This is a genomic window from Nonomuraea sp. KM90 (assembly GCF_052246675.1).
Lineage (GTDB): Bacteria > Actinomycetota > Actinomycetes > Streptosporangiales > Streptosporangiaceae > Nonomuraea.
In genome coordinates, this window is record NZ_JBQQCB010000050.1 from 20,553 (window position 1) to 46,757 (window position 26,205).

At 72.7% G+C, this 26,205-nt stretch carries 21 protein-coding genes and 1 pseudogene; 14 read left to right on the forward strand and 8 right to left on the reverse strand.

The genetic code is table 11. The features are described 5' to 3' along the window. Positions 1 to 20: 20 nt before the first annotated feature. Genes ACTWPW_RS35690 through paaZ form a run of 3 tightly spaced genes read right to left on the reverse strand, consistent with a single transcriptional unit; the run spans position 21 to position 3,086 of the window. Entirely contained in the window at positions 21 to 530 is a 510-nt protein-coding gene (locus ACTWPW_RS35690; RefSeq protein WP_375117542.1) for an Lrp/AsnC family transcriptional regulator, read from the reverse strand. Positions 531 to 540: 10 nt separating this feature from the next. Next, positions 541 to 1,050 carry an enoyl-CoA hydratase/isomerase family protein gene (locus ACTWPW_RS35695; RefSeq protein ID WP_443171225.1) on the reverse strand — a complete coding sequence of 170 codons (510 nt, stop codon included), beginning with the start codon at positions 1,048 to 1,050 and terminating at the stop codon, positions 541 to 543. Next, positions 1,047 to 3,086 (reverse strand): phenylacetic acid degradation bifunctional protein PaaZ, encoded by a 2,040-nt coding sequence (paaZ, locus tag ACTWPW_RS35700; protein ID WP_443171226.1) that lies wholly within the window; start codon positions 3,084 to 3,086, stop codon positions 1,047 to 1,049. The genes ACTWPW_RS35695 and paaZ overlap by 4 nt, the downstream gene beginning before the upstream one ends. A 106-nt stretch (positions 3,087 to 3,192) precedes the next feature. Between paaZ and paaA the strand changes: the two genes are divergently transcribed. From paaA to ACTWPW_RS35735, 7 genes are all read left to right on the forward strand, one after another. Then, positions 3,193 to 4,155 carry a 1,2-phenylacetyl-CoA epoxidase subunit PaaA gene (gene paaA, locus ACTWPW_RS35705; RefSeq protein ID WP_375117539.1) on the forward strand — a complete coding sequence of 321 codons (963 nt, stop codon included), beginning with the start codon at positions 3,193 to 3,195 and terminating at the stop codon, positions 4,153 to 4,155. Beyond that, positions 4,152 to 4,445 carry a 1,2-phenylacetyl-CoA epoxidase subunit PaaB gene (gene paaB / locus ACTWPW_RS35710; protein ID WP_364133144.1) on the forward strand — a complete coding sequence of 98 codons (294 nt, stop codon included), beginning with the start codon at positions 4,152 to 4,154 and terminating at the stop codon, positions 4,443 to 4,445. The genes paaA and paaB overlap by 4 nt, the downstream gene beginning before the upstream one ends. A 15-nt stretch (positions 4,446 to 4,460) precedes the next feature. Beyond that, positions 4,461 to 5,378 (forward strand): 1,2-phenylacetyl-CoA epoxidase subunit PaaC, encoded by a 918-nt coding sequence (gene paaC / locus ACTWPW_RS35715; RefSeq protein ID WP_443171227.1) that lies wholly within the window; start codon positions 4,461 to 4,463, stop codon positions 5,376 to 5,378. Then, complete coding sequence (gene paaD, locus ACTWPW_RS35720) at positions 5,375 to 5,938, forward strand: 1,2-phenylacetyl-CoA epoxidase subunit PaaD (protein WP_375117537.1); 564 nt, start codon at positions 5,375 to 5,377, stop codon at positions 5,936 to 5,938. The genes paaC and paaD overlap by 4 nt, the downstream gene beginning before the upstream one ends. Before the next feature lie 2 nt (positions 5,939 to 5,940). Continuing rightward, the gene (gene paaE / locus ACTWPW_RS35725; protein WP_375117536.1) at positions 5,941 to 7,026 is read left to right on the forward strand and encodes a 1,2-phenylacetyl-CoA epoxidase subunit PaaE; all 1,086 of its coding nucleotides are present in this window, start codon (positions 5,941 to 5,943) and stop codon (positions 7,024 to 7,026) included. An 82-nt stretch (positions 7,027 to 7,108) separates the two neighbouring features. Then, complete coding sequence (locus ACTWPW_RS35730; protein ID WP_375117535.1) at positions 7,109 to 7,261, forward strand: hypothetical protein; 153 nt, start codon at positions 7,109 to 7,111, stop codon at positions 7,259 to 7,261. Next, positions 7,258 to 8,106, forward strand: a complete 849-nt coding sequence (locus tag ACTWPW_RS35735) for a 3-hydroxyacyl-CoA dehydrogenase family protein (protein ID WP_375117534.1) — start codon at positions 7,258 to 7,260, stop codon at positions 8,104 to 8,106. The genes ACTWPW_RS35730 and ACTWPW_RS35735 overlap by 4 nt, the downstream gene beginning before the upstream one ends. A 46-nt stretch (positions 8,107 to 8,152) precedes the next feature. Here the strand turns inward: ACTWPW_RS35735 and ACTWPW_RS35740 are convergent, their stop codons facing one another. Continuing rightward, positions 8,153 to 8,782 carry a TetR/AcrR family transcriptional regulator gene (locus ACTWPW_RS35740; RefSeq protein ID WP_364133131.1) on the reverse strand — a complete coding sequence of 210 codons (630 nt, stop codon included), beginning with the start codon at positions 8,780 to 8,782 and terminating at the stop codon, positions 8,153 to 8,155. A gap of 246 nt (positions 8,783 to 9,028) precedes the next feature. Between ACTWPW_RS35740 and ACTWPW_RS35745 the strand changes: the two genes are divergently transcribed. From ACTWPW_RS35745 to ACTWPW_RS35755, 3 genes and pseudogenes are all read left to right on the forward strand, one after another. Then, positions 9,029 to 9,883, forward strand: coding sequence for an NAD(P)-dependent oxidoreductase (locus tag ACTWPW_RS35745; protein WP_443171228.1), 855 nt, complete (start codon positions 9,029 to 9,031; stop codon positions 9,881 to 9,883). A 280-nt stretch (positions 9,884 to 10,163) separates the two neighbouring features. Then, positions 10,164 to 10,523: pseudogene (locus tag ACTWPW_RS35750) on the forward strand (FAD-binding oxidoreductase); the annotation flags it as partial. 616 nt (positions 10,524 to 11,139) lie between these two features. Then, positions 11,140 to 11,451, forward strand: coding sequence for a BBE domain-containing protein (locus tag ACTWPW_RS35755; protein WP_443171229.1), 312 nt, complete (start codon positions 11,140 to 11,142; stop codon positions 11,449 to 11,451). Between the two features lie 35 nt (positions 11,452 to 11,486). Here ACTWPW_RS35755 and ACTWPW_RS35760 read toward each other — a convergent pair whose 3' ends face one another. The 3 genes from ACTWPW_RS35760 to ACTWPW_RS35770 form a co-directional block, all read right to left on the reverse strand. After that, positions 11,487 to 11,984 carry a flavin reductase family protein gene (locus ACTWPW_RS35760; protein ID WP_375117531.1) on the reverse strand — a complete coding sequence of 166 codons (498 nt, stop codon included), beginning with the start codon at positions 11,982 to 11,984 and terminating at the stop codon, positions 11,487 to 11,489. After that, on the reverse strand, positions 11,981 to 13,204 hold the full coding sequence (locus ACTWPW_RS35765) for a styrene monooxygenase/indole monooxygenase family protein (protein WP_443171230.1): 1,224 nt from the start codon (positions 13,202 to 13,204) through the stop codon (positions 11,981 to 11,983). The genes ACTWPW_RS35760 and ACTWPW_RS35765 overlap by 4 nt, the downstream gene beginning before the upstream one ends. A gap of 102 nt (positions 13,205 to 13,306) precedes the next feature. Then, complete coding sequence (locus ACTWPW_RS35770) at positions 13,307 to 14,290, reverse strand: AraC family transcriptional regulator (RefSeq protein ID WP_443171231.1); 984 nt, start codon at positions 14,288 to 14,290, stop codon at positions 13,307 to 13,309. Between the two features lie 238 nt (positions 14,291 to 14,528). Here ACTWPW_RS35770 and ACTWPW_RS35775 point away from each other — a divergent pair, with 238 nt between their 5' ends. Beyond that, the gene (locus ACTWPW_RS35775) at positions 14,529 to 17,975 is read left to right on the forward strand and encodes a phosphodiester glycosidase family protein (protein ID WP_443171232.1); all 3,447 of its coding nucleotides are present in this window, start codon (positions 14,529 to 14,531) and stop codon (positions 17,973 to 17,975) included. Positions 17,976 to 18,362: 387 nt separating this feature from the next. Then, entirely contained in the window at positions 18,363 to 19,223 is an 861-nt protein-coding gene (locus ACTWPW_RS35780) for a TIGR03619 family F420-dependent LLM class oxidoreductase (RefSeq protein WP_443171233.1), read from the forward strand. Between the two features lie 104 nt (positions 19,224 to 19,327). Here ACTWPW_RS35780 and ACTWPW_RS35785 read toward each other — a convergent pair whose 3' ends face one another. Next, complete coding sequence (locus ACTWPW_RS35785; protein ID WP_375117526.1) at positions 19,328 to 22,420, reverse strand: BTAD domain-containing putative transcriptional regulator; 3,093 nt, start codon at positions 22,418 to 22,420, stop codon at positions 19,328 to 19,330. A gap of 273 nt (positions 22,421 to 22,693) precedes the next feature. On the opposite strand from ACTWPW_RS35785, the gene ACTWPW_RS35790 reads away from it, so the two are divergent. Continuing rightward, positions 22,694 to 23,731 (forward strand): LacI family DNA-binding transcriptional regulator, encoded by a 1,038-nt coding sequence (locus ACTWPW_RS35790; RefSeq protein WP_375117525.1) that lies wholly within the window; start codon positions 22,694 to 22,696, stop codon positions 23,729 to 23,731. 175 nt (positions 23,732 to 23,906) lie between these two features. Beyond that, entirely contained in the window at positions 23,907 to 26,123 is a 2,217-nt protein-coding gene (locus ACTWPW_RS35795) for a rhamnogalacturonan lyase family protein (RefSeq protein ID WP_443171234.1), read from the forward strand. The last annotated feature ends 82 nt before the right edge of the window (positions 26,124 to 26,205 follow it).

Genomic DNA, 26,205 nt, shown 5'->3' on the forward strand with positions numbered 1-26,205 from the left:
CCTGCCGCTGCGGCTCCGGCTCACTCCCGTCCCCTGCCCCAGTTCGCGCCGGGGCCGCGGGCCTCGTCGAACACCAGCCACGTCCGCGTGGCGCGCACACCGGGGATGTCCTGGATGCGCTCCAGGACCACGTGCCGCAGCGCCGCGTTGTCCGGCGTCCTGACCAGGGCCAGCACGTCGTAGTCGCCGCCGACCATGGCGAAGTGCTCGACGTAGGCGACCTCGCGCAGCCGCGCCGACACCTGCCGCCAGGAGTTCTGCTCGATGGTGATGGAGACGTACGCGCTGGTGCCCAGGCCCGCCTTCGCCGGCGCGATCTCGGCGGTGAAACCGGTGATCACGCCGTCGTCCATGAGCCGGGTCAGGCGGGCGTAGGCGCTGGCGCGTGAGATGTGCACGTGCTCGGCCAGGGTCCGCACGGACATGCGGCCGTCGCGCCGCAGCTCGGCGATGATCGCGCGGTCCACCTCGTCCAGCGCGGCGGCGGAGGGCCCCGGCCAGTCCTCGCTCGTGCTCCTGTCCGTTGACATCCGGTCTACCTCATGCCGCTACGGGGATCCATGTGTCGCTCACCGTGAGCCGGGTCGCCAGCGCCCGCGCCACCTCGCCCACGTCATCCGGCGGCACCACGCGCCCCGAGATCCCCCACTCCACCGCCTGCCGCGCGGCGAGCACCCGCAGGTCGCAGGCCAGCGCCAGGGCCAGCCCGGCGCCCACGCAGGTGCCGTTGACCGCCGCCACGACCGGCTTGTCCATCATGGCCAGCAGCCGGACCACCGGCGCGTAGTCCCCCTCGACGGTGTCGAACGCGTGTGCCGGGTCGGCACGCAGCGCCGCCGCGTGCTCGGCCAGATCCTGACCGGCGCAGAACGCGCCATTCGCACCGGTCAGCAGCACCGCCCGGACGGATCCGTCGACGGCGACGTCCTCCAGCGCGCCGCGCAGCGCCGTTTTGGTCTTGCCGTCCAGCGCGTCGCGGCGCTCGGGACGGTTCAGCGTCACGACGGCCACGGCGCCGTCGCGCTCGACGAGGACCGCGGCCCCGTTCACGGGGCGTCCCAGGTCTTGGCCACCAGGGTCAGGACGTCGTAGGTGGCGACCGCCTTGCCCTCCTGGTTGGTGACGACGGCGTCCCAGCGGACCTCGCCGTAGTCGGCCCCGCTGCGCGGCGTGATCTGCTTGACGGTCAGCGTCACGGCGATGGCGTCGCCCGCCTTGACCGGGGTGAGGAAACGCAGGGTGTCCACGCCGAAGTTCGCCAGCACGGGCCCCGGGGCCGGATCGACGAACAGCCCGGCGGCCAGCGAGACGACCAGGTAGCCGTGGGCCACGATGCCGCCGAACAGCGGGTTGCGCGCGGCCGCTTCGGGGTCGGTGTGGGCGTAGAAGGTGTCACCGGTGAACTCGGCGAAGTGCTCGATGTCGGCGAGCGAGACCGTGCGCGGCGCCGAGGCGATCGTGTCGCCGATCCGCAGGTCGGCCAGCGACTTGCGGAAGGGGTGCACGCCGGACTCGGCGCGGGCGGCGCCGGTCGTCCAGCGTCCGGTGACGGCGGTCAGCAGGTCGGGCGAGGCCTGCACGGCGGTGCGCTGCATGTGGTGCAGCACGCCGCGTACCCCGCCCAGCTCCTCGCCGCCGCCGGCCCGCCCGGGGCCGCCGTGCACGAGGACGGGCAGCGGCGAGCCGTGCCCGGTGGACTCCTTGGCGTCGTCCCTGTCCAGGACGAGGACCCGGCCGTGCCACGGCGCGAGCCCGAGCACGACGGACCGGGCGACGTCCGGGTCGTGGGTGGCGACCGAGGCGACCAGGCTGCCCCTGCCGCGCGCGGCCAGGGCGACCGCCTCGTCCAGGCCGTCATAGGCGAGCACGGTGCTGACCGGGCCGAACGGCTCGACGTCGTGCGGCTCGGTGGCGCCGGGCCGCGCCAGGAGCACGAGCGGGGTCATGAACGCGCCGCGCGTGGCGTCCCCGTCCAGCAGGGCGTCGCCCGCGGGGTCGCCGACCACCACGTCTGCGCTCGCGCGCAGCGCCTCGACGGCCTTGCGCACCTCCTCGCGCTGCCCGAGGCCGGCCAGCGCGCCCATCCGCACGTCGGGGTTGCGCGGGTCGCCGACGCTCACGTTCGCCAGGCGCTCGGCCAGCGCCTCCACCACCTGGCCGGCCAGCGCGCCGGGTACGAGCACCCGGCGGATGGCCGTGCACTTCTGCCCGGCCTTGACCGTCATCTCGGTGACGACGTCCTTGACGAACAGGTCGAACTCCGGATCGTCGGCCCGCACGTCGGGGCCGAGGATCGAGCAGTTGAGGGAGTCGGCCTCGACCCCGAGGACGACGCCGCCGTCCAGCACGTTCGGGTGGCGGCGCAGGATCCCCGCGGTGTGCGCGGAGCCGGTGAAGGCCACGGAGTCCTGCACGGTCAGCTCGTCGAGCAGCCCGCCCGCGCCGCCCGCGACGAGCTGGAGCGTGCCCTCGGGCAGGATCTGGGACTCCACGATCAGCCGCACGGCCAGCTCGGTGAGGTAGGCGGTCTGGCTGCCGGGCTTGACGATCGAGGGCAGCCCGGCGAGGAAGGCCGGGGCGAGCTTCTCCAGCATGCCCCAGACGGGGAAGTTGAAGGCGTTGATCTGCACCGCCACGCCCGGCCGGGACGTGTAGACGTGCTGGCCGACGAACGTGCCGCCCTTGCCCAGCCGCTCCAGGCCGCCGTCCAGGACGATCGTGTCGTTGGGCAGCTCGCGCACGCCCTTGCTCGCGTAGCTGAACAGGGTGCCGATGCCGCCGTCCACGTCGATGGCGGTGTCGCGGGAGGTGGCGCCGGTGCGTACGGACAGCGCGTACAGCTCCTCCTTGCGCTCGGACAGGTGCTTGGCCAGCGCCTTGAGCAGCGCGGCCCGTTCGTGGAACGTCAGGGACCGCAGCGCCGGTCCACCGGTGTCGCGGGCGTGGCGGACCATCGCGGCGACGTCCAGCCCCCGGCTGGAGATGCGCGCGACCTCCTCACCCGTGGCCGCGTCGAGCAGCGGTTCCCCGTCGTCGGACGCGCGGAACCATCGTCCGGCGGCATAGCTCTCCAGCAGCGTGCTCACACTGTCTCCTCTCCGCGGGCGTGACCTGTTGCGCGGGCACCCCTCCCTGTGCGACCTTATTACTGACCGAGCGATAAGTAAATGAGCTCGAGGTGTCGGAGGAAAGATGACGACCACCCCAGCGGCACCGGACCTGGAGGCCCGGCTGCAGGCCGGGTTCGACGCGACGATCGCCCGCCACGACCGCATCGAGCCCCGGGACTGGATGCCGGACGCCTACCGCAGGACGCTCGTCCGCCAGATCGCCCAGCACGCCCACTCCGAGATCATCGGCATGCAGCCCGAGGGCAACTGGATCGGCCGCGCGCCGTCCCTGCGCCGCAAGGCGATCCTGCTGGCCAAGGTGCAGGACGAGGCAGGACACGGGCTCTACCTGTACTCCGCGTGCGAAACCTTGGGCGTCTCCCGAGCCGAGCTGACCGACCTGCTGCTCAGCGGCCGGCAGAAATACTCCTCGATCTTCAACTACCCGACGCTGTCCTACGCCGACGTCGGCACCATCGGCTGGCTCGTGGACGGCGCCGCCATCTGCAACCAGGTGCCGCTCTGCCGCACCTCCTACGGCCCCTACGGCCGGGCCATGATCCGCATCTGCAAGGAGGAGTCCTTCCACCAGCGGCAGGGCTACGAGCTGCTGATGACGATGATGCGCGGCACCGACGCCCAGCGCGCCATGGTGCAGGAGTCGGTCGACCGGTTCTGGTGGCCCTCGCTGATGATGTTCGGCCCGCCGGACTCGCAGTCGCCCAACAGCGAGCGGTCCATGGCGTGGGGCATCAAGCGCAACTCCAACGACGAGCTGCGCCAGAAGTTCGTCGACATGACGGTTCCGCAGGCCGAGGCGCTCGGCGTGAGGCTGCCCGACCCCGGCCTGCGCTGGAACGAGGAGCGCGGCCACTACGACTTCGGCGAGCCCGACTGGCGGGAGCTCGCCGCCGTCATCCGGGGCGACGGGCCGTGCAACGCGCAGCGCCTGGCCCACCGCCGGGCCGCGCACGACGACGGCGCCTGGGTACGCGAGGCCGCCACCGCCTTCGCCGACCGCACCGCGCAGGAGGGCTCCCGATGAGCGCCGACCGGCGGGAATGGCCGCTGTACGAGGTGTTCGTCCGGGGCAAGCGCGGCCTCAACCACGTACACGTCGGGTCGCTGCACGCCCCGGACGACGCGATGGCCCTGCGGCACGCCCGCGACGTCTACACCCGGCGCAACGAGGGCGTCAGCATCTGGGTCGTGCGGGCCGACGCCATCACCGCCTCCAGCCCGGACGAGAAGGACCCGCTGTTCGCGCCGAACGGCGACAAGGTCTACCGGCACCCGACGTTCTACGAGATCCCCGACGACGTCCCGCACATGTGAGGAACCGGCACCATCATGAGCGACGAATCCGGCAGCGTCTTCGACGGCCTGCTCGGCGGTGACTCGTCCCAGTGGGCCTTCGGCACCGACTTCGAGGACCCGCTGGCCGGCGTCGACGCCACGACGCCCGACGGCGTGGACCCCGCCGAGCTGGCCGCGTACTGCCTCATGCTCGGCGACGACGCCCTGATCATGTCGCAGCGCCTGTCGGAGTGGTGCAGCCGCGCCCCCGACCTCGAAGAGGACATCGCGCTCGCGAACATGGCCCTCGACCTGCTCGGGCAGGCGCGCCTGCTCCTGGCGCGGGCGGCCGCCGCCGACCCGGGCGTCGTGCCCGCGCTGCCCGAGGGCTCCCCGGTGCCGCCCGAGGACGCGCTCGCCTTCTTCCGCGACGACCGCGACTTCCGCAACGTGCGCCTGGCCGAGGTGGCCAACGGCGACTTCGCGCACGTCGTGGTCCGCCTGCTGCGGTTCTCGGTGGCCCTGCTCGCGCTGCTGGAACGGCTGCGCGCCAGCCGTGACCACGTGCTGGCCGCCGTGGCCGCCAAGGGCGTCAAGGAGGTCGCCTACCACCGTGACTGGGCCGGGCGCTGGTTCCGCACGCTCGCGCTCGGCACCGAGGAGTCCCACCGCAGGCTCCTGGCCGCCCTCGACGCCCTGTGGCCGTTGCAGGCGGAGCTGGTCGCCCCGCACCCCCTCGAACGTTCCCTGGACCGGGCCGGGGTCGGCGTGGACCCCGCGTCCCTGCGCGAGGAGGTGGACGCCGTCCTCGACCAGGTGTTCGCCGTCAGCGGCGTCACCCGCCCCGAGCGGGGGCCGCTGGCGGGCGTCGGCGGCCGGACGGGCCGCGACGGCGTGCACACCGAGGTCTTCAGCCGGCTGCTCGCCGAGATGCAGGTGGTCGCCCGCGCCCACCCGAGCGGGCGCTGGTGAACGCCCGGCGCCACCCGGCCGACGGCCGGGCACGCGAGCGGGGGACGGCGGACGCCGGGCGCCGGGCCGCCGAGGTCGCCGGGCAGGTGCGCGACCCCGAGATGCCGATGCTCACCCTCGCCGACCTCGGCGTGCTGCGCGGCGTCGAGGTGACACGGGACGCCGGCGGCGCCGAGGTCGTCATCGCCTCGATCACCCCCACCTACACCGGCTGCCCGGCCATGGCCACCATGCGCGACGACCTCGTCCACCGGCTCAACGACGCCGGGTTCGACCGCGTGGAGGTGCGGATCGTGCTCGACCCGCCGTGGTCCACCGACTGGATCTCCGAACGCGGCCGGGCCGCCCTGCGCGCCGCCGGGCTGTCGGCCCCCGGCCCGGCCCCCCGGCGCGCCGGACCGGTCCCGCTCACGCTCGGCCCGGCCCGCCCCGCGCCGCCCTGCCCGCGCTGCGGCTCGGCCGCCACCCGGCTCACCTCCGAGTTCGGCGCCACCGCCTGCAAGGCCCTCTACCGCTGCACCGGCTGCCTCGAACCGTTCGAGCACGTCAAGGAGATCTGACCATGACCACGCTCGCGCCCGCGCCGTCCAGGGCCGCGGTCTTCCATCCGCTGACCGTGGCGGCGGTGGACCGGCTGTGCGAGGACGCCGCCGCGATCACGTTCGCCGTCCCCGGCGAGCTGCGTGCCGCGTACGCCTTCCGGGCCGGGCAGTCGCTCACCCTGCGCCGCGTCATCGACGGGCGCGAGCACCGCCGCTCCTACTCGATCTGCGCCCCCGTGGGTGCCGCGCCGCGCATCGGCGTCCGCGAGATCCCCGGCGGCCTGTTCTCCTCCTGGCTGGTCCGCGAGGTGACGCCGGGCACCCGGATCGAGGTCCAGCCGCCCACCGGCTCCTGGCAGGCCGACCCGGAGCCGGGGGAGCGGCACCTGTGCGTCGCCGCCGGCTCGGGCATCACCCCGATGCTGTCGGTCGCCTCGACGGTGCTCACCCACCCCGGCGCGCAGGTCTCGCTCCTGTACGGCAACCGCACCAGCCGCACCGTCATGTTCACCGAGGAGCTCGGCGACCTGAAGAACCGCTACGGCCCCCGGTTCCAGGTCGTGCACACGCTCTCGCGCGAGCCGCGCGACGTCGAGCTGCTGTCCGGCCGGCTCGACGGCGACCGGCTGCGCCGCCTGCTCACCAGCCTCGTCCCCGCCGAGGTGTTCGACCACGTCTGGCTGTGCGGGCCGCTGCAGATGATCGAGGAGGCGCGGCCTGTGCTCGCCGAGCTCGGCGTCGCCGCCGGACGCGTACACGTCGAGCTGTTCTACGCCGACGCCCCGCCGCCCCCGCCGAGGCGGACCGAGGGCGGGCTCCCGCCCGGCGCCACCACCGAGCTGACCACCGTCCTCGACGGCCTGCGCACGACCTCGACGGTCTCCCGGGAGTCGACCCTCCTCGACGGCGCCCAGGCCACCCGCGCCGACCTGCCGTTCGCCTGCAAGGGCGGCGTCTGCGGCACCTGCCGGGCCGTCGTGCGCGCGGGCGAGGTCGACATGCGCCGCAACTACGCCCTCGAACCGTCCGAGGTGGCCGCCGGGTTCGTGCTCACCTGCCAGACGTACCCGGCCGGCGAGAACGTCACCGTCGACTACGACGCCTGAACCACCGCGTCCTCGAAGACAGGAGCTGCCACGTGCCCGGATCCTTCGTCGTCTCCGCCGTCCGGACGCCGGCGGAGCGCCCATGAGGCTGATGAAGGCCGTCTTCCCCGCCCCACGGGACGCGCATCCGTTCATCGACGACGTGGCGCAGGCGGTCCTGTTCGAGACCGAGGACAAACACGCACGCATGACGGCGTTCCTGGACCGCCGTAACCGGAAAGGACCCACGTCATGAACGCTGACCTGCCCCGCATCGTGGGCGTCTACGGCGGCGGCCGGATGGGCGCCGGGATCGCGCACGCCTTCCTCGTCGCGGGCAGCTCCGTGGTCGTCGTCGAGAACGACGACGAGACGGCCGCCGCCGCGCGCGCCCGCGTGGACGGCAGCCTGGCCAAGGCCGCCGAGAAGGGCACGCTCGGCGAACCGCCCGGCACGGCCCTGTCCCGGCTGCGGACCACGACCGATCCCGCCGGCCTGGCCGGCTGCGAGCTCGTCATCGAGGCCGTGCCGGAGGACGCCGCGCTGAAGGCCGAGGTGCTGGCCGTCGCCGAGAAGCGGGCCCCCGGCGCGGTGCTCGCCACGAACACCAGCAGCCTGTCCCTGGCCGGGCTCGCCGCCGGCCTGGCCGCGCCCGGCCGCTTCCTCGGCCTGCACTTCTTCAACCCCGTCCCCGTGAGCGACCTCGTCGAGATCGTCGCCGCGCCCGCCACCGAGCCCGCCCTCCTGACCCAGGCCCGGAGCTGGGTGACCGCCCTCGGCAAGACGCCCATCACCGTGACCGACTCGCCGGGCTTCGCCAGCAGCCGGCTCGGGGTGTGCCTGGCGCTGGAGGCGATGCGCATGCTCGAAGAGGGGGTGGCGAGCGCGGCCGACATCGACACCGCGATGACCCTCGGCTACCGGCACCCGGCCGGGCCGCTGCGCACCACCGACATCGTGGGCCTCGACGTGCGCCTGGCCATCGCCGAGCACCTGGCCCGCGAACTCGGGCCCCGCTTCGAGCCGCCGCGCATCCTGCGCGACCTGGTCGCGGCCGGGCACCTCGGGCGCAAGACGGGGCAGGGCTTCTACACCTGGTGACCCCGCCCGCTCACCACGGTCGGGGGCAGGGGCCGCCGGCCGCGGCTCACGCCTCGTGCTTGGCCAGGCCGTCGAAGGCGATGGCGGTGATCGCGTCGGCGACCATCGCCAGATCGTACGCGCCGTCCGGCCGGTACCACTCGACCAGCGAGTTCACCATGCCGAACAGCAGCCGGCTCACCAGCGCCGGCGGCACGCTGTCGCGCAGCGCGCCCTCCGCGACGGCGTCCGCCACGAGCGCGGCCAGCCGGTCGTCGAGCCAGCGCCGCCGCTCCAGCGCCGCCAGCTCGACCTCGCTGTTGCCGCGCACCCGCAGCAGGAGCGTGACGGACGGCTGGTGCGCCACCAGCACCTCCACGCTGCGCCGCAGCACCTCGCGCAGCCGCTCGTAGGCGCTGACGCCGGCCTGGTCGCGCGACGCCTGGGTCACGACGGCGGTCAGCTCGTCGAGCGCGTCGTCCAGCGCCTGGCCGAGCAGTTGCTCCTTGCTGGTGACGTGATGGTAGATGGCCGGCTTGGTCAGCCCCAGCTCCTTGGCCAGGTCACCCATGCTGGTGGCGTCGTAGCCGCGGCGGTTGAACATCTCGATCGCGGCGCGCAGGATCGCGGACTGGTCATAGCCGGGTCGGCCCCGCCGGCGGCGTGGGGCCGGTTCGGCATGCTCAGTCGTGGTCACAAATGCAGCATCTCACGCGCCGCACCGCACCTGTGGTGGGGGCCGCACGAGCAGGGGGGCGCGCCTCCGTTGCCGTTTGCATGATCGGTCTTTGCCTCCATGACCGCGGCGCGCAGGCCGCCGAGGGGAAGTCCCTGAGGGGGAGGCCGTCATGGAGAAGGTACGGCTGGGTCGTACGGAGCTGTGCTTGACCCGGCATCATGGCCGCCGCCGTGCCGTGCAGGGACCCGTACCGGAGGGAATGTGATGACCACTGTCGCAGTGCTCGGCACCGGGCTGATGGGGGCGGCGATGGCCCGGCGCATGGCCGGGCAGGGCCTGGACGTGCGCGCCTGGAACAGGTCCGCGGACAAGGTCCGGGCACTCGCGCCCTGGGACGTGACCGTGGCGGACAGCGTGGAGGAGGCCGTACGCGACGCCGACGCCGTCCTCACCACGCTGCCGACCGGCGACGTGGTCGCCTCGCTGGCGGCCCGGTTCCTGCCCGCCATGCCCGCCGAGGCCGTCTGGCTGCAGATGAGCACGGTGGGCGGCACGTGGGCCGAGCGGCTGCTCCGGCAGGCCACCGAGGCCGGGCGGCGCATGATCGACAGCCCCGTGTCCGGCAGCAGCGAACCGGCCGCGCACGGCACCCTGACACTGATCGTCTCCGGTGACAAGGAGGCGCTCGACCACGCCCGGCCGGTGCTCGATGTGCTCGGCTCGCACACCGTCCACGTGGGCACCGGGGCGCAGGCCTCCCGGGTGAAGCTGATCGTCAACAGCTGGATGACGGCGTCGGTGGTGGCCATGGCCGACACCCTGCTCGCCTGCGAGCAGTTGCGCGTGGATCCCTCCCTGGTGCTGCAGGTGCTGGACGACGGCCCGCTCCGCATGCCGTACGCGATGCAGAAGGCCGAGGAGATCCGCGCCCGCGCCTACCCGGCCGGATTCCCGCTCGAACTCGCGCTCAAGGACCTGGGGCTGCTCGCCGACGAGCGCGACCGGCAACCTCGGCTGCCCGGCGTCCTGCGTGACACGCTGCGGCGGGCGGTCGAATCGGGCCACGGCCGCGAGGACATCGCCGCCGTCGCCGAATCCATGAAGCGGGACACCGCCTGACACGCCCACGCCGCAAGGAGACCCCGGACGGAACTCGCCCGTCCGCCGGCCTCCGGTCGCTCGCGGGGTCCTCCGATGACCGATGCCCGGTGAAATGCCCGCTTGATGCCCTGGCGCGGCGGACCCCGGCTGTGGATAGTGAGTGCGCACCCCACGCACGACCGGAGGGTCCATGGGTACGAGTCGCACGGACGTGGCGGAACTCGAGAGAGGCTTCGCGGGGCAGGTGCTGCTGCCCGGCGACGAGGGTTATGACAGGCACCGGAGCGTGTGGAACGCGATGGTCGACCGGCGTCCGGCGGTCATCGCCCGCTGCACCGGCCGCGGCGACGTCGCCACCGCGGTGCGCTTCGGGCGCGCCCGGGGCCTCGAGATCGGGGTGCTCTGCGGCGGGCACAGCATCCTCGGGCTTCCGGTGACCGACGGCGGCCTGCTGGTCGACCTGTCGCCCATGGACGCCGTACGCGTGGATCCGGTGGGCCGCCGCGCATGGGTGCAGGGTGGGGCGCTGCTCGGCGCCCTGGACCGCGCGACCCAGCCGTACGGCCTGGCCACCACGGCGGGGAACGTGTCCCACACCGGCGTGGGCGGGCTGACACTCGGCGGCGGGATGGGCTGGCTGGCCAGGGCGTACGGCCTGTCGTGCGACAACGTGACGTCCTTCGAGATGGTGACCGCCGACGGCGACGTGGTGCGCGCGGACGCCAAGGAGAACGCCGACCTGTACTGGGGGCTGCGCGGTGGCGGCGGCAACTTCGGCGTGGTGACGGAGTTCGAGTTCCGCCTGCACCAGGTCGGTACCCGGTCGCTCCTGGTGGACCTGTACTTCCTGCCTGAGGACGCGGCGGCGGTGCTGAGCGGATGGCGCGAGCTGATCGGCGACGCGCCGCGCCGCGCCACCCTGACCGCGTGGGTCGGCACCGCGGACGACTGGCCGCACTTACCGCCCGCGCTGCACGGCCGGCCGCTGGCCGGCGTGGGGTACGTCTGGGTGGGCGACCCGGACGAGGGACGCCGCCTGCTGCCGGCACTGCGTGACCTGGGATCCCCGGTCGCCGAACGCGTCCGGGAGCTGTCCTATCTCGACCTCCAGACGATGGACGACAGCGCCGAGGGCCACACGCAGCGCCGGTACTGGAAGGGCCACTACTTCCGCGAGTTCCCCGACGACGCCGTCCGCGCCTTCCTGGCCCGCGGCGCCGCCGACGCGCCCTGTCTGCCCTCGGCCGGCCTGCAGTGGCGGCGCGATCGCGGACGTGGCCGACGACGAGACGGCCTTCAGCCACCGCGGCACGCTCGTCGAGTTCGTCGCGGCGGCGCGCTGGTCCGATCCCGCCGAGGATGCGGAACGCATCGCCGCCGCGCGACGGTACGCGGCGTCGCTGGAGCCCTTCGCCGCCGGTGCCTACGTCAACGCCCTGACCGACGAGGGCGAGACGGGCGTGCGGCGCGCGTACCCCGAGGAGAAGCTGGCCCGGCTGACGGCGCTCAAGGACCGGTACGACCCCGGCAACGTCTTCCACCTCAACCACAACATCCCGCCGACGTCACGGGGCCGGGCGTACTGACCGCGGACGTCCGGGCACGGGACGGCTCCAGGTCTTCAGACGCGGCTGGCCACGCGGCTCCCGCCGCTGGTCAGCTCGGACCAGAACTGCCGGTAGCGGCCGGAGTGGAAGACGAGCGGCTCCCCTTCGGCCCGCTGGTAGCGCTCCACCGCCCCGACGACGATGTGGTGGTCGCCGCCGTCGTGGACGCGCTCCGTACGGCAGACGAAACTGGCCAGCGTCCCGGCGAGTATCGGCAGGGGCGTGCCGAGCAGTTCCACCCCGGCGAACTTGTCGGCCGCGGGCGTGGCGAAGCGCCGGGACAGGTGGTCCTGGTCGGCGGCGAGGACGTTGACGGCGAACCGCCCGGCCCGCAGGAAGAGCGGCGCGCTGGGCGCCCGGTTCGACAGGCAGAACAGCACCAGCGGCGGATCGAGCGAGACCGAGGTGAAGGAGTTGACGGTCACGCCGGCCCGCTCCCCGTCGGCGGTCACCGTCGTGATCACCGCCACCCCGGTCGCGAACTGCCCGAAGGCCTCACGGAGCGATCTCATGCCGCGACCCTGCTCAGGTAGGTCTCGGCCCGGCCCGCGTCCATGAACCAGTCGGCGTAGTCGGCCGGGTCGTCGAAGCCGTTGACGAATCGGGAGGCGATCTCCGGATGCTGTCCGGCGGCGCCCAGGAGCGCCAGGTGGTGGGGTTCGGCCGGGGCCAGCAGGGCGTTGGTCCAGTTCGTGACGTGCTGGGCCTGGGCCCAGAAGAGGTCGAAGGTGCGCCGCATCCAGTCCGCGTCGAACGGCTGCCCGCCCCGTTCCACGATGGCCCGCAGGTAGGTGGCGGCGCACTTGGCGGCGTTGTTGCTGCCCTGCCCGGTGATCGGGTCGTTGAGCACCACGACGTCGGCGACGCCGAGCACCGGCGCGCCGGAGGGCAGAACGGCGACGGGGCGGCGGACCGTGGGGGCGAAGCGGCCGGTCAGGACCGCGTTGGCGTCGGTGAGCTCGATCCGGGCGCAGCGCTCGGCCTCCCACGGGAAGAAGGTCTCCAGGATCCGGCGGCTGCGCGCGAGATGCTCGGCGGGGCCGCGCACGTCGGCCCAGCAGTCCATGGGACCGCCCGGCACGCCCTCGAACACCATGATCTCGCAGGGGCCGGTGTGCGTGAGCGCGGGGAAGACGAAGTACTCGCCCACGCCGGGGAGCAGGTTGAAGCAGACCGCCGAGTGATCGGGGCGGGGGGCCAGGCCGTTGACGTAGGTGACCGCGAGCGCGCGCTGCGGGGCGGTGTACGGGGAGCGTGCGGGGTCCCGCTCGAAGAGGGAGGCGATCTGTCCCTTCCCGGCGGCGACCAGCACCAGGTCGTACCGGGCGGCGTAGCTCTCCAGGTCCTCGGGGGTGGCGTCGTGCAGGACGAGCTTGCCGCCGAGCCGCTCGAACTCGCCCAGCCAGGCCGGCATCTTCAGCCGCTGGTCGACCGAGCGGGCCGGGACGTCCAGCCGCGCCGCCCAGTCGAGGGCCTTGCCGCCCTCCGGGCTCGGCACCGTGAGCGCGATGCCCTCGATGGGCGGGCAGACGCCGGCCCACCGGTCCAGGCCGAGCTCGCGCTCGTGGGCCTGGGCGGTGCCGAACATGGCCTGGCCGGACATCACCCGGCCGTCGCGGATGGACTCGGGGGTGCGATTGGAGATCACGGTGACGTCGTAGCCGTGCTGGAGCAGGCCGATGGCCAGGTGCAGGCCGGCCTGGCCGGCACCGACGATGAGGATGTCGCGCATGGTGGTGTGTCCCTTGTGTGTCAGGAGTGGAGGTTCTGATCGGCGCCTGACAAGAAAGGTACGGTCGGCGCGCCCGCACGAGCCATCCGCTGAGCGCGGATCTCATCCACCTGACGCGGAACCCCTGCGCAACGTCTCCGACGGCGGCTGCCCGTACCTCTCGCGGTACTGGGCGGCGAAACGTCCCTGGTGCAGGAAGCCCCATCGGGCGGCCACCGTGGTCACCGTGGCCCTGGCGGGGTCGGCCGTCCTGAGCTCGTCGTGCACCCGCGCCAGCCGTACCTGCCTGAGGTGGGCCATCGGGGTCAGCCCGAGATGCGCGCGGAAACCCTCCTGGAGGGAGCGGCTGCTGACCGCGACGGCGCCGGCGATGTCGGTGGTGGTGAGCGGCAGGTGGGCGTGCCCCTCGATGAACTCCATCGCCCGCCGCACGACCTTCGGCAGCGCGGGCGGCCTGGACGCCGTCAGCCGCTCCTGATAGTTGGACGGCTGCATGGTCAGCAGCAGGGTGATCAGCGCGTTCTCCAGGTGCGTGATGGCCAGCGGGTGGCCGGCCAGCCCGTCGTCGCGCTCGGCCTCCCTGACGAGCAGGTCGGCCATGTCCCGCCAGGACCGGGTCCAGCCCGTCGTCAGGTCCATGCCGAGGTCGAAGACGATCGGGTCGTCGAGCTGTTCGCCGAGCATCTGCTCCAGCGAGCGCTCGATCGAGGCGCGCTCGAACTTGACCAGCAGCTGGGGGCAGCCGGCGGCCCAGCGCATGTCGAGGTGGCGGGTCGGCGAGGGCAGCGAGGCCAGCGACGGGGTGGAGACGATCTCCTTGTCACCGGCGCGGATCAGGCTGCGCCCGGCGAGCGGGAACATGGCCAGGAAGAACGTGTCGAGGTCGCCTGGTTCGATGCGCACGTCGGCCCCGTAGTCGAGGTAACTGATGCGGACCGAGCCGAGCTGGACGGAGTTGAACCGGGCCGACAGCAGGTCCGCGTCCCCGGCCAGGTCGAGCCGGTGCGGGCAGAACACCTTGGCGACCTCGCCGCGGACCTCGTCGAGATCGGAGCTGGCGAAGACAGCACGGTTGCTGAGGAGCACACCAGATGATCGTCGTTCCCGATCTCGGCGTTCCACGTAAAAGGACGCACAGCGGAGCGCCCCGCCTCTTCCGGCAGGGTTCATCGCGTGCTCGTGGTGCCGTCATCCGCGCGTCTCGGACGATCTCTTCAATCGTGTGCTGCCCTTGATCGAACTGGGGGGCAGGCGGGGGCGTTGCCTCCGCATCATCCTTTGACCCGAGGTTCCCATGAAATTGATGGTCTTGAACCATCGTCATATGACGCCACTGATCGTGGCGCTCGCCGCGGCGACCACGCTGGCGGCATTACCTGCCGCCGCGTACGCGGACGACAGCCGGCCCGCGCCGGTCACCGGCGGAATTCCGTTGATCGACACGGCCGAGCGGATCGGTCCGGGGATCGACCTGCAGCACGTGAAGGCGCTCGACCAGAAGGGCTGGTACGACGCGCACTTCCTGACCGTGGACCTGTCCAACAGCGCGGTCGGCACGGACCTGCTGACCGCCGGACCGGTCGCGTTCGGCGGGCCGCTCAGCGTGGCCGCCAACAAGGCCGGCGCCGTCGCGGGCGTCAACGGCGAGTTCTTCGACATCGGCAACTCCAACGCGGCGCTCGGTGGCGAGGTCCAGAACGGGCAGCTCCGCAAGACCGCCGACATCGGCGGCCGCCAGCACGTCGGCGTCGGCGGCGACGGCATCGCCCGGCTCGTGGACCTCACGGTCGACGCGACCGCGAACTTCGCGGGCGCGGACCACCGGGTCCTGTCAATCAACGCGGCGAACGGCGGCGGGGTCCCCGCGGACGGCCTGATCGCGTTCACCTCCGCGTGGGGCGACTACAGCCGCAACCGCGGCCTAGGGGGCGTGGGCACCGACCGGATCGCCGAGGTGCTGGTCGAGAACGGCTCCGTCGTGTCGGTCACGCCGAACGGTCCCGCGGGCGCGGGCACGATCCCGGACGGCGGCTTCGTGCTCGTCGGGCGCGACGCCGCGGCGGTCGCGATCCGCGCGCTGCGGCCCGGCGACCCGGTGGCGCTCGACTACGAGCTCGCCGACGACGTCGCCAAGCAGATGAAGTTCGCGCTCGGCCACGGCGGCACCATCGTCTCCGGCGGCCAGGCCGTCGCCGGCCTCGACCCCTCGATCGCCCCGCGCACCGCGCTCGGCTTCAAGGACGGCGGCCGCACGCTCGTGCTCGCCACCTGGGACGGCCCGGGCGGCACCGGCAAGGGCGGCGTCGGGATCGACAAGGAAGCGCGTGACCTCGTCGCGATGGGCGTGGAGACCGCGGTCAACCTCGACGGCGGCGGCTCGACCACGATGGTCGCCCGCGCGCTCGGCGAGGACGGCGCGACCGTCCGCAACGTCCCGTCCGACGGCCGCGAGCGCAACGACCCCAACGGCGTGGGGGTGTTCGTCGCGAAGGGCGACGGCAGGCTGCACGAGCTCCTCGTCAAGCCCGCGCCGGGTGCGGCGTCGGCCGACGGTGGCGTGAAGGTCTTCCCGGGGCTGCACCGTACGCTCGTCGCGGAGGGCGTCGACGACCACCAGACGCCGGTGGAGGTCGACCCGAAGTCCGTGCGGTGGTCCGCTCGGGGAGCGTCCGTCAGCGGCGGCACGCTCGAGGCCCCGGCCAAGCCGCAGGGCTCCATCAAGGTCGAGGCGCGGGTGGGCCAACAGAAGGCGCGCGCGGAGGTCACCGTCCTCAACCCGGTCGACAGCGTCGAGCTGTCGTCCCAGCGCCTGTCGATCGCCGACGCGACCCCGGCCAACGCGGTCACCGTCTCCGTGACCGGCCGCGACGACCAGGGCTACACGGCCCCGATCGACCCGCGGGACCTCTCGCTCGAGTACGACCGCGGCGTCGTCGACATCCAGCCGGTGGACGGCAAGCTGAAGATCACCCCGCTCGCCGCCGCGGGCACGATCCTCACGGTCTCGGCCGGCGGCAGGTCGGTCCAGCTGCCGATCTCGGTCGGCGTCCAGACCACGACGGTCTACGACTTCGACGACGACGTGCTCGCCCGCTGGCGCAACAACAGCACCGCGGCCACGACGTTCTCGGCGGACCCCGACGGGCTGCGGGTCGACTTCACCGCGATGCGCAACGTGGGCATCGCGGCGGTGTCGGCGGACCGGCGCGTCCCGGTGCCCGGCCAGCCGTTGCGCCTGCGGACGCGGATCAGGTCGAGCATCAGCGTGCCGAACGGCCTGACGTACCTGGCCTACTACGACGCGAACGGCAAGAGCGCCGGTGTCTACGGCACCGCCCTGACCGCGAGCGACGACTGGCAGTACGCGACGTTCACGCTGCCGGCGAGCGCGGCGTTCCCGATCTCGATCTCGGGCTTCCAGGGCATCAACACGAGCGTCGCCCAGCAGAAGGCGGGCACGTTCGTCCTGGACCGCATCGAGGCCGACGTCCCGACGCCGATCGACTTGCCCGCCCAGCCCGACCTGCGGCCCGACCCGCTCGTCTCCGACGACGGCACGCTGCTCCAGGGCCACGGCACCTGGCAGTTCGCCACGCTGTCGGACGTGCAGTTCACCGCCGACAACCCGGCGCTGTCCCAGGTCGCCACGGCCGCCATCAAGCGGATCCGCCAGACCAGGCCGGACCTGATCGTCCTCAACGGTGACATCACCGACCGTGGCCTGCCGCAGGACCTCGCGCTTGCCCGCCAGGTGCTCACCGACGCCGGGTGCGGCCTCGTCCCGGTCGGCCAGGAGCCGCCGGAGGACAGCACGCCGGACCCGAAGGCGGGCTCGATCCCGTGCTACTACGTGCCGGGCAACCACGAGTCCTACGGTCTCAACAACACCCAGTCCGACCTGACGAACTTCAGCAACGAGTTCGGTCAGCCGTACCGGACGTTCGACCACAAGGGCACCCGGTTCATCCTGCTCGCCAGCTCCCTCGGGACGCTGCGCGGGACGGCGTGGGACCAGCTCCCGATGGTCCAGCAAGCGCTTGCCGACGCCAAGAAGGACCGGTCGGTGCGCAACGTCCTGGTGTTCGCCCATCACCCGGTGGACGACCCCGCCGAGGCGAAGTCCAGCCAGCTCGGCGACCGCGACGAGGTCGCGCTCATCGAGAACCTGCTCACGGACTTCCGTGGCTCCTCGGGCAAGGGCGCCGCGATGGTCGGCTCCCACGCCCAGATCGCCGACGTCCACCGCCTGGAGGGCGTCCCGTACATGGTGCTGCCGTCGTCCGGCAAGAACCCGTACGGCACGCCGGACCGCGGCGGTTTCACCGGGTGGGTCGACTGGTCTGTGGACCCGCGGCGGAACGCGGACCAGCAGTGGCTCGAGGCGGAGGTGCGCGCCTTCGCGCAGTCCATCACGCTCAACGCCCCGGACTCGGTCGAGGTGAGCGGGACGGCGCAGCTCTCGGGCAGCATCGTGCAGCCGGAGGGCGTGTCGGCGGGCACGCGTGTGGTGCCGCTGCGGTATCCGATGTCGGTCGACTGGAGCGGCTCGTCCAACCTGGCGATCGGCAGCGGGAAGGCGGCCGTCGACGCGGCCCGCCGCAAGGGCAAGGTCGCGATCCTCGACCCCCGGACCCGCACGCTCACCGCGCTGAACCGTGGCACGGTGACCGTATCGGTGACGAACGAGTCGATGCGCGCCTACACCGACGACAGCTCGCTCGCGCCGGTCACGACCTCGAAGACCATCCAGGTCGTACGCGGCGGGAAGTGACCGTCACCGGCACCGGCGCCTCGCCGGGACACGCCGACGGGGGCGGAACCGAGCGGTTTTGATAACCCTCGGCCATCCCGTCGCGCAGGAGGTACAGGCCTTCGGCTAGGACGATCCGAATGGCACCGCCATCCGCACCAGGGTCGGACCGCCCGCGGGGCTGGTGATCCTTCACGGTGCGGTCGAAGGCCGCGAGCCGGCGGCGCAGCACCGCAAGCCCGCCGCCGGCTCGCACGCCGGCGCCCCGCCCGCCCGTCACTACCCCTTGACGCCGGCGCCAGGGCGGAGGCATCGAGGGGTCGAAGGCCGTGACGGGCGGTCGGCGTTTGCCTTGACGCCGATGTCAGGGATGTAGCGTGACGCGAACTCTGATCTCCGAGGATGACGATGAAATTTGCCATCAGCTACTCGACAGCCGGCGGGCTCGACCCCGACCGGTTCGTGGCCTATGCCCGGCATGCTGAGGACTGCGGCTTCGACGGGCTGTACCTGCCCGAGCACGTCGTGCTGTATCCCGGCGCCACGCTCGGCCCCTTCGAGTTTCCGCCGTCCCTGCCCTATCCCGATCCGCTCGACTGCCTGGCCTTCGCCGCGGCCGCCACCCGGCGCATCCTGCTCGGCACGGCCGTGCTGCTGCTGCCGTACCACCACCCCGTGGTCCTGGCCAAGCGCCTGGCGACCATCGACGTGCTGTCCAAGGGGCGGATGCGGCTGCTCACCGTGGGGCTGGGCACGCTGCCCGGCGAGGCCAGGGCGATGGGGGTCGACTTCAGCAGCCGCGGACGCCGCACCGACGAGGCCATCGACGTGCTCCGGCTGCTGTGGGAAGGCGATGAGAAGGGCGTCGGCTTCGACGGCGAGTTCTTCGGCTTCGACGACGTGACCAGCTACCCGAAGCCGTACGCGGCCACGCGCCTGCCGATCCACATCGGCGGGTCGAGCCGGGCGGCCGCACGACGCGCCGGGCGGCGCGGCGACGGCTATTTCCCGGGTGGCGCGCTCACCCCGGAGGAACGCGCGAGCCAATGGGAGCTGGCCCGAGCCGCCGCCGCGGAGGCGGGCCGTGACCCCGGCCGGCTGGAGTACACCCGGTGGGGGTCGATCGACATGTCCGCCGAACGGGCCGAGCGGTTCGCCGCGCAGGGCGTGACCCGCATCGTGGTCAGCCCCACGTCGGCGGAACCGGAACACCAGCGTGACGAGATGTCGGCGTTCGCCGAACGGTTCGCTCTGCCCGGCGCCGGCTGACCCGGGTGGATCAGGGGGCGGTGGCGGGGACGGCGTCGAGGGTCAGGTCGGTGACGCGGCCGGGGTGAGCGAGCATCACCAGCGCGAGGACCGCACGTCGACGCTCACCCAGCGAGGGTGGTCTCGGCCAGCTCGCGCCAATCCCGCTGCTGACCGGCACGGGTCGCCTCGGTGAACCCGGTTTCGCCGAGGCGGCTCCGCGCGTCCGCGGCGATCCTGGAAGCGTCCGGATGCGAACGATCCGGCATGCCGCGCACGCCGTCGCTCGCCGCGAGCAAACGTACGGCCTGCTCGTACTGTCCTTGGCGCACCGCGAGATCCGCGATCCCGATCAACACCTCGGCGATCAGCGGCGGGTACGTCGTCGCCGTGGCCGCGCTCAACGCCTCGCTCCGATGAACGCCGGCCTTCTCGAGGTCCTCGCTGAGGTAGCCGTTCAGGTCGTGGAACTTGGCGCGGAAGAACTGCCACTGTTCCTCGTCGCCCATCAGCGCCTCCACCGTGGCCAGCTGCCGGTGTGCCTCGTCCGGCTCGCCGCGCCAGTGCGCCAGCTGCGCCTTCGAGAACGCCAGGTCGGTGAGCACCTCCGGCCAGGCGATCCAGCCCGCGCACCGCTGCGCTTCGGCCATGGCGGCGGTGCTGGAGCGCTCATCGCCGAGCAGCCAGTACAGCTGGGCCTGCCGCGACCGCACGCTGACCACGTCCTCGGTCGCGCCCACCTCGGTCAGCGCCGTAGCCGCCTCCTCGTAGTGCTCGCACGCGCGTGCGAACTCGCCGCGCATGGCGACCCGATCGGCCAGGAAGGTCAGCGCCGTCGAGATCCCCCACCGGTCACCCAGCGTGCGGAACTCGGTGAGTGCGGTCTCGATGTCGACGTCCACGTCGGTCTCGTCGGCGCCGAGCGTGAGCCGCAACCGGCCACGGGTGAGCCTGGCCTGCGCCCGCACCCAGGGATCGTCGTCGTCGATGAGCGGCTCGAACGCGGGCAGGAACTCCGCCGGCCCCTGCAGCATCCGCTCCAGCGGCCGGACGAACACGAGCATCTGGTGGCGATACCCGCTGCGCTCGATGAGCCGGTGCGCCTCGTGGATCCACTCTCGCGCCTGGTACTGATCGCGGCCGGGTCCGGAGGTCACGAACACGGCCGCGACGCCGTACGCCATCGCCCGCACCTCATCGGCCACCTCACCGGGCAGCGAGGTCGCCGCGATGCTCAGCTCGGTGCCCTCGGCCCGGTGCCCGCTGAGGAAGTAGTACCAGCCCACGGCCCCGACCAGCCGCATCGCCTCCTGGGCCCATCCCTCGGCGATCGCCCCGCGCAGGGCCGCGTTGATGTTGTCGTGCTCGGCCTCGAGCGTGGCCAGCCAGGTCAGCTGCTCGGCCGTACGCAGGTGCGGATCGGCCGTCTCGGCCAGCTCGGTGAAGTACGCGAGATGTGCCCGGCGCACCGGCTCGGTCTCGCCGGCTTCGTCGAGCCGGTGGGCCGCGTACTCCCTGATGGTGTTGAGCATCCGGTAGCGCGGCATGCCCTCCTCGTCGGCGAGCAGCAGCGACTTCTCGATCAACGCGGTCAGCACGTCGAGCACCTGCTCCCCACCGAACGCCGCGTCCCCGCACACCCGTTCGGCCGCTTCGAGGCTCGCACCGCCGGAGAACACCGAGAACCGCCGCAGCACGCCACGTTCGGCCTCGGTCAGCAGATCCCAGCTCCAGTCCACGACCGCGCGCAGCGTCTTGTGCCGGGGAAGCGCCGTACGGCTGCCGCCGGTCAGCAGGCGGAACCGGTCGTCGAGCCGATGGGCCAGCTGATCGACGGACATCGTACGCAGCCGTGCCGCGGCCAGCTCGATCGCCAGCGGCATCCCGTCGAGCGCCCGGCAGATCCGCGCCATGGTCGCCAAGGTGTCCGCGTCGGAGCCGATGTCCTTGCGCACCAGATCCGCGCGGTCCCGCAGCAGCCGCACCGCGGGCGAGGACCCGGCCTCGGCGGGGTCCGCTCCCGTCGCGGGCAGCGCGAGCGGCTCGACCTGCCACAGCACCTCCCCGGTGATCCCGAGGGGTTCCCTGCTCGTGGCCAGGATCCGCAGCCGCTGGCATTCCCCCAGAAGCCGATCCACGAACGCCGCGGCCTCGTCGATCACGTGCTCGCAGTTGTCCAGGATCAGCAGGATGGTGCGCTCCCGGAGCGCGGCGATGAGCCGGTCGATCGGTTCCCCGCCCCGCGCGCCACCGAGCACCGCCTGGTCACGCAGGCCGATCGTGGTAAGGGCGGCCTGCGCCAGCTCGCCGCCGGCCCGTACCGAGGCCAGCTCGACCAGCCACGCCCCGTCCGGCAGCTCGGCGAGCATCGTCCGCGCGGTCTCCGTGGCCAGCCTCGTCTTGCCGGAGCCGCCCGCTCCCGTCAAGGTGACCAGCCGGTGCTTGATGGCCAGGCCGGCGACCGTGGAGACGTCGTCGTCCTTGCCGACGAAGCTCGTCAGCCCGGCGCGCAGGTTCGTCCGGCGGTTCTCCGCCCGCTCGCCCAGCTCGCCGCGCAGCAACGCGGTGTGCAGCGCGGACAGCTCGGCCGATGGATCGGCGCCCAGCTCCTCGGCGAGCCGCTCGCGCGTCCGCTGGTACACGGTCAGCGCCTCGTTGCCGCGCCCCGCCTCGGCGAGCGCGCGCATCAAGGCCGCCACGAAGCCCTCTCGCAGCGGATATGTGGCAACCAGCTCGGTCAGCTCGGAGATCAGCTCCGAGCCACGGCCGAGGCGGATGTCGGCGTCCACCCGATCCCCGAGCGCGGCGACGTAGAGGTCGTTCAGGCGCGCGACCACGGCGTCGAACGCCTCGCTGTCCTGCAGGGCGATGTCCGCCATGGCCGCGCCGCGCCACAAGGCCAGGGCCGAGTGCAGCAGCTCCGCCCGCTCCGCGGGGTCGGCGGCACGGGCCTGACCGACCAGGCGTTCGAACCGGCTCACGTCCACGGCGTCAGGAGCCACGGCCAGCCGGTACCCGCCGGAATCCGCCTCGATCACACCGTCGGGCAGCACCCTGCGCAGCCTGGACACCAGGGCCTGGAGGGCGTTCACCTCGTCCGCGGGCGGGCGTTCCCCCCAGATCCAGTCCACCAGCCGGGCCCGCGTGACGATCCGGCCGGGGTCGAGGGCGAGGGCGGCCAGCAGCGCGCGCAGCCGAATCCCAGGCACCTCCAGCATGGCTCCGTCGCGGTTCCGGACTTCGAACGGACCAAGCAAATCGACTCGCACGCGAGCAATTGTGCCGAACTGTGGCGTCAACGACTAATCGGCACGGTCTCCGTCTCCGCTGCCTCGGCCGGCTGGTGCTCCCGGGCGGTCCGCCGCGCCTGGAGACTCGACGCGTCCGGCGCGGCACTCAGCTCGCGGGGCGACCTCGGCGGCTCGCAGCGGCTGACAGCGGCCCGATCTCACCAGGGGCGCGATCGGTTGCGGGCCGGATATGGTGCTGCGGTGAATGGGGACGCTTCGATCGGGCCGCGCCGTCCCGGTATGCGCCAGGTCGCGCGAGAGGCCGGGGTCTCGCCGACGACCGTCAGCAACGTCCTCAACAGTCCCGAGCTGGTCGCCGAGGAGACGCGCCGGCGCGTGCACGCGGCGATGGAGCGTTTGGGGTATCTGCCGGACAACGCCGCCCGGCGGTTACGCGGGATGCCCAGCCCGCTGGTCGGCGCGGTGACGCTGGACATCGCCGGCCCGTTCTTCACCGAGGTGTGCCGGGGGGTGGAGGACCGGCTGCTCCAGGACGGTTGCATGCTCATGACCTGCAGCACCGATCTGCAGCCGGGGCGGGAGCGGCACTATCTCCAGGAGCTGGAGAAGCAGCGCGTACGCGGCGTGCTCGTCACCCCGGTCGAGGCCGCCCTGGACCCGCTGGTCGCCCTGGCCGGGCGCGGCGTCCCGGTGGTGCTGCTGGACCACCGGTCCGACGGCCGGCTGTGCTCGGTGTCGATGGACAACCAGTGGGGTGGTGAGCAGGTCGCGGCGCATCTGCTCGGGCTGGGGCATCGGCGGATCGCCCTGCTCGGCGCCGCCATCGAGGTGCAGCAGACCGCCGAGCGCCACGCCGGGGTGCGCAAGGCGTTCCTGAAGGCCGGCCTGGACCCCGACGAGGGGGTGCTGGACGTCCGGGTGCCGTCGCCCGACATCACGGTGACCGCCGCGGCGGCCCTGGAGGACGTGCTGGGGGCGGCCGATCCGCCCACCGCGATCCTCTGCCTGAACGACACGGCGGCGCTCGGGGTGATCGGCGGGCTGCGGGAGCGGGGGATCTCGGTGCCTGGGGAGATGTCGGTGGTGGGGTACGACGACGTGGCGTTCGCCGCGCAGCTGGCCCCGCCGCTGACCACCGTGTGGCAGCCGAAACGCGAGCTGGGCCGGGTCGCGGCGGAGCTGCTCCTCGACGAGAGCCGGCCGGGTCACCGCCATCAGAAGCTGGTCTACCGGCCGCGGCTGGTCGTCCGCGAGTCCACCGCGGCACCCTGCCGCTGACCGGGCTCGGCTCCGAAAGTTTCAGAGCCGTGGTGCCCGCTTCCCGCCGCTGACCTGAAAGGTAACAATCCACGGCCAGGTCGTCATTGGTGTGTCGTTGACACTCTGAACAGCACATTTCTACCGTGTGGGCGCTCGGCATCTCGTCGATACCCGTACGTTGATTGGACGATCAATGAAACGTTTATCCCGTCCAACGCTGCTCCTCACGGCGCTCGGCAGCACCGTGTGCCTGGTGCTCGCGGGCGCCGTCGGCCTGCAGTCGCCCGCCGCGGCGGCGGTGGCCTGCGAGGTCGACTACACCGTCGCCACCGAGTGGCCCGGCGGCTTCACCGGCAACGTGACCATCAGGAACGTGGGGGAGGCGGTCAACGGCTGGCACCTGGACTGGTCGTTCACCGCCGGGCAGCAGATCACCCAGGCGTGGAACGCCACGGCCACGCAGAGCGGCCCCGCCGTCAGGGCGGAGGACGCGGGCCACAACGCCGCGATCCCGCAGGGCGGCACCGCGACGTTCGGCTTCAACGCCTCCTGGAACGGCTCCGCCAACCCGGCGCCCGCCTCCTTCGCGCTCAACGGCGTCACCTGCACCGGCGACTCCGGCGAGCCGACCCCCACGGTCACGCCGACGGTCACCCCGACCTCCGTCCCCGACAACGCCAAGCAGGCCGAAGACCTGAACCGCGGCCTGATCAGCGTCCGCTCCGGCAGCGGCAACCTGGTCTCCTGGCGGCTGCTCGGCACCGAGCCACGGGAGACGTCCTTCACCCTCTACCGGGGCGGCACGCGCATCGCGACCGTCACCGACTCCACCAACTACCTGGACTCCGGAGCGGCGCCGGACGCCTCCTACACGGTCCGCCCGGTCAGCGGCGGCACCGAGGGCCCCGCCTCGGAGACCTCGCTGCGCTTCGGCGGCGGCTACCTCGACGTGCCCATCTCCCCGCCCAGCGGAGGCCACCACGCCAACGACGCGAGCGCCGGCGACCTGGACGGCGACGGCGCCCTGGACCTGGTGCTGAAGTGGGAGGCCGACAACTCCAAGGACAACTCCCAGTCCGGCACCACCGACGTGGTGTACATCGACGGCATCAAGCTGGACGGCACCCGCCTGTGGCGGGTCAACCTGGGCCGCAACATCCGCGCCGGCGCCCACTACACCCAGTTCCAGGTCTACGACTACGACGGCGACGGCAAGGCCGAGGTCGCGATGAAGACCGCCGACGGCACCATCGACGGCCGCGGCACCGCGATCGGGAACGCGAGCGCCGACCACCGCAACTCCGGCGGCTACATCCTGACCGGCCCGGAATACCTGACCATGTTCAACGGCCAGACCGGCGCCGCGATGTCCACGGTGAGCTACGACCCGCCCCGCGGCAACGTCTCCTCCTGGGGCGACAGCTACGGCAACAGGGTGGACCGCTTCCTGGCCGGCACCGCCTACCTGGACGGGCAGCGGCCCAGCCTGATCATGGCCCGCGGCTACTACACCCGCGCCGTGATCGCCGCCTGGGACTTCCGCGACGGCCGGCTGGTCAAGCGCTGGACGTTCGACAGCAACGCATCGGGCAACGGCTCCTACGCCGGCCAGGGCAACCACAGCCTCACCGTCGGCGACGTGGACGCCGACGGTCGCGACGAGATCCTGTACGGCGCCGCCGCCGTCGACGACGACGGCGGCCGCCTGTGGAACGTCGGCTGGGGCCACGGCGACGCCGCCCACCTGGGCGACCTCAACCCGGGCCGCGCGGGCCAGGAGTACGTGAAGATCTCCGAGTCGGCCAACCGGCCCGGCCTGTACATGGTCGACGCCCGCACCGGCCAGGTGCTGTGGCAGACCGGCACCGGCTCGGGCTCCGACGGCGAGGGCCCGGCCCGCGGCGTGTCCGCCGACATCCACGCCGGCAGCCCCGGCGCCGAGTCCTGGGCCGCCGGCGCGGGTCAGAACGGCCTGCGCAACACCTCCGGCACGGTCGTCGGCCGCCAGCCCTCCTCGGCCAACTTCCTGTCCTGGTGGGACGGCGACCCCGTACGGGAACTGCTGGACCAGACCCGGATCGACAAGTACGGCACGAGCGGCGAGACCCGCCTGCTCACGGCCTCCGGCGTGCACAGCAACAACGGCACCAAGGCCACCCCGTCCCTGTCGGGCGACCTCCTGGGCGACTGGCGCGAGGAGGTCGTCTGGCCCACCACCGACAACCGCGCCCTGCGCATCTACGCCACCCCCCACGCGACCACCACCAAGATCCACACCCTGCTGCACGACCCGCAGTACCGCGTGGCCCTGGCCTGGCAGAACACCGCCTACAACCAGCCGCCGCACCCGAGCTTCTTCATCGGCAACGGCATGGGCACGCCACCCCGGCCCAACGTCTACGTGCGCTGACGCGCATCGGGCCGCCCGCGTCGCGGCGGCCGGGCGCCGTGGCCCGCCCGGCCGCCCCGCCCGGCCGCCCCGCCCGGCCTCC

Bases quoted from the DNA above. Each gene is read 5' to 3' on its own strand.
- ACTWPW_RS35690 (WP_375117542.1), bottom strand. From the start codon at position 530: ATGTCAACGGACAGGAGCACGAGCGAGGACTGGCCGGGGCCCTCCGCC.
- paaA (WP_375117539.1), top strand. From the start codon at position 3,193: ATGACGACCACCCCAGCGGCACCGGACCTGGAGGCCCGGCTGCAGGCC.
- paaB (WP_364133144.1), top strand. From the start codon at position 4,152: ATGAGCGCCGACCGGCGGGAATGGCCGCTGTACGAGGTGTTCGTCCGG.
- paaC (WP_443171227.1), top strand. From the start codon at position 4,461: ATGAGCGACGAATCCGGCAGCGTCTTCGACGGCCTGCTCGGCGGTGAC.
- paaE (WP_375117536.1), top strand. From the start codon at position 5,941: ATGACCACGCTCGCGCCCGCGCCGTCCAGGGCCGCGGTCTTCCATCCG.
- ACTWPW_RS35730 (WP_375117535.1), top strand. From the start codon at position 7,109: ATGAGGCTGATGAAGGCCGTCTTCCCCGCCCCACGGGACGCGCATCCG.
- ACTWPW_RS35735 (WP_375117534.1), top strand. From the start codon at position 7,258: ATGAACGCTGACCTGCCCCGCATCGTGGGCGTCTACGGCGGCGGCCGG.
- ACTWPW_RS35745 (WP_443171228.1), top strand. From the start codon at position 9,029: ATGACCACTGTCGCAGTGCTCGGCACCGGGCTGATGGGGGCGGCGATG.
- ACTWPW_RS35760 (WP_375117531.1), bottom strand. From the start codon at position 11,984: ATGAGATCGCTCCGTGAGGCCTTCGGGCAGTTCGCGACCGGGGTGGCG.
- ACTWPW_RS35765 (WP_443171230.1), bottom strand. From the start codon at position 13,204: ATGCGCGACATCCTCATCGTCGGTGCCGGCCAGGCCGGCCTGCACCTG.
- ACTWPW_RS35775 (WP_443171232.1), top strand. From the start codon at position 14,529: ATGACGCCACTGATCGTGGCGCTCGCCGCGGCGACCACGCTGGCGGCA.
- ACTWPW_RS35780 (WP_443171233.1), top strand. From the start codon at position 18,363: ATGAAATTTGCCATCAGCTACTCGACAGCCGGCGGGCTCGACCCCGAC.
- ACTWPW_RS35785 (WP_375117526.1), bottom strand. From the start codon at position 22,420: ATGCTGGAGGTGCCTGGGATTCGGCTGCGCGCGCTGCTGGCCGCCCTC.
- ACTWPW_RS35795 (WP_443171234.1), top strand. From the start codon at position 23,907: ATGAAACGTTTATCCCGTCCAACGCTGCTCCTCACGGCGCTCGGCAGC.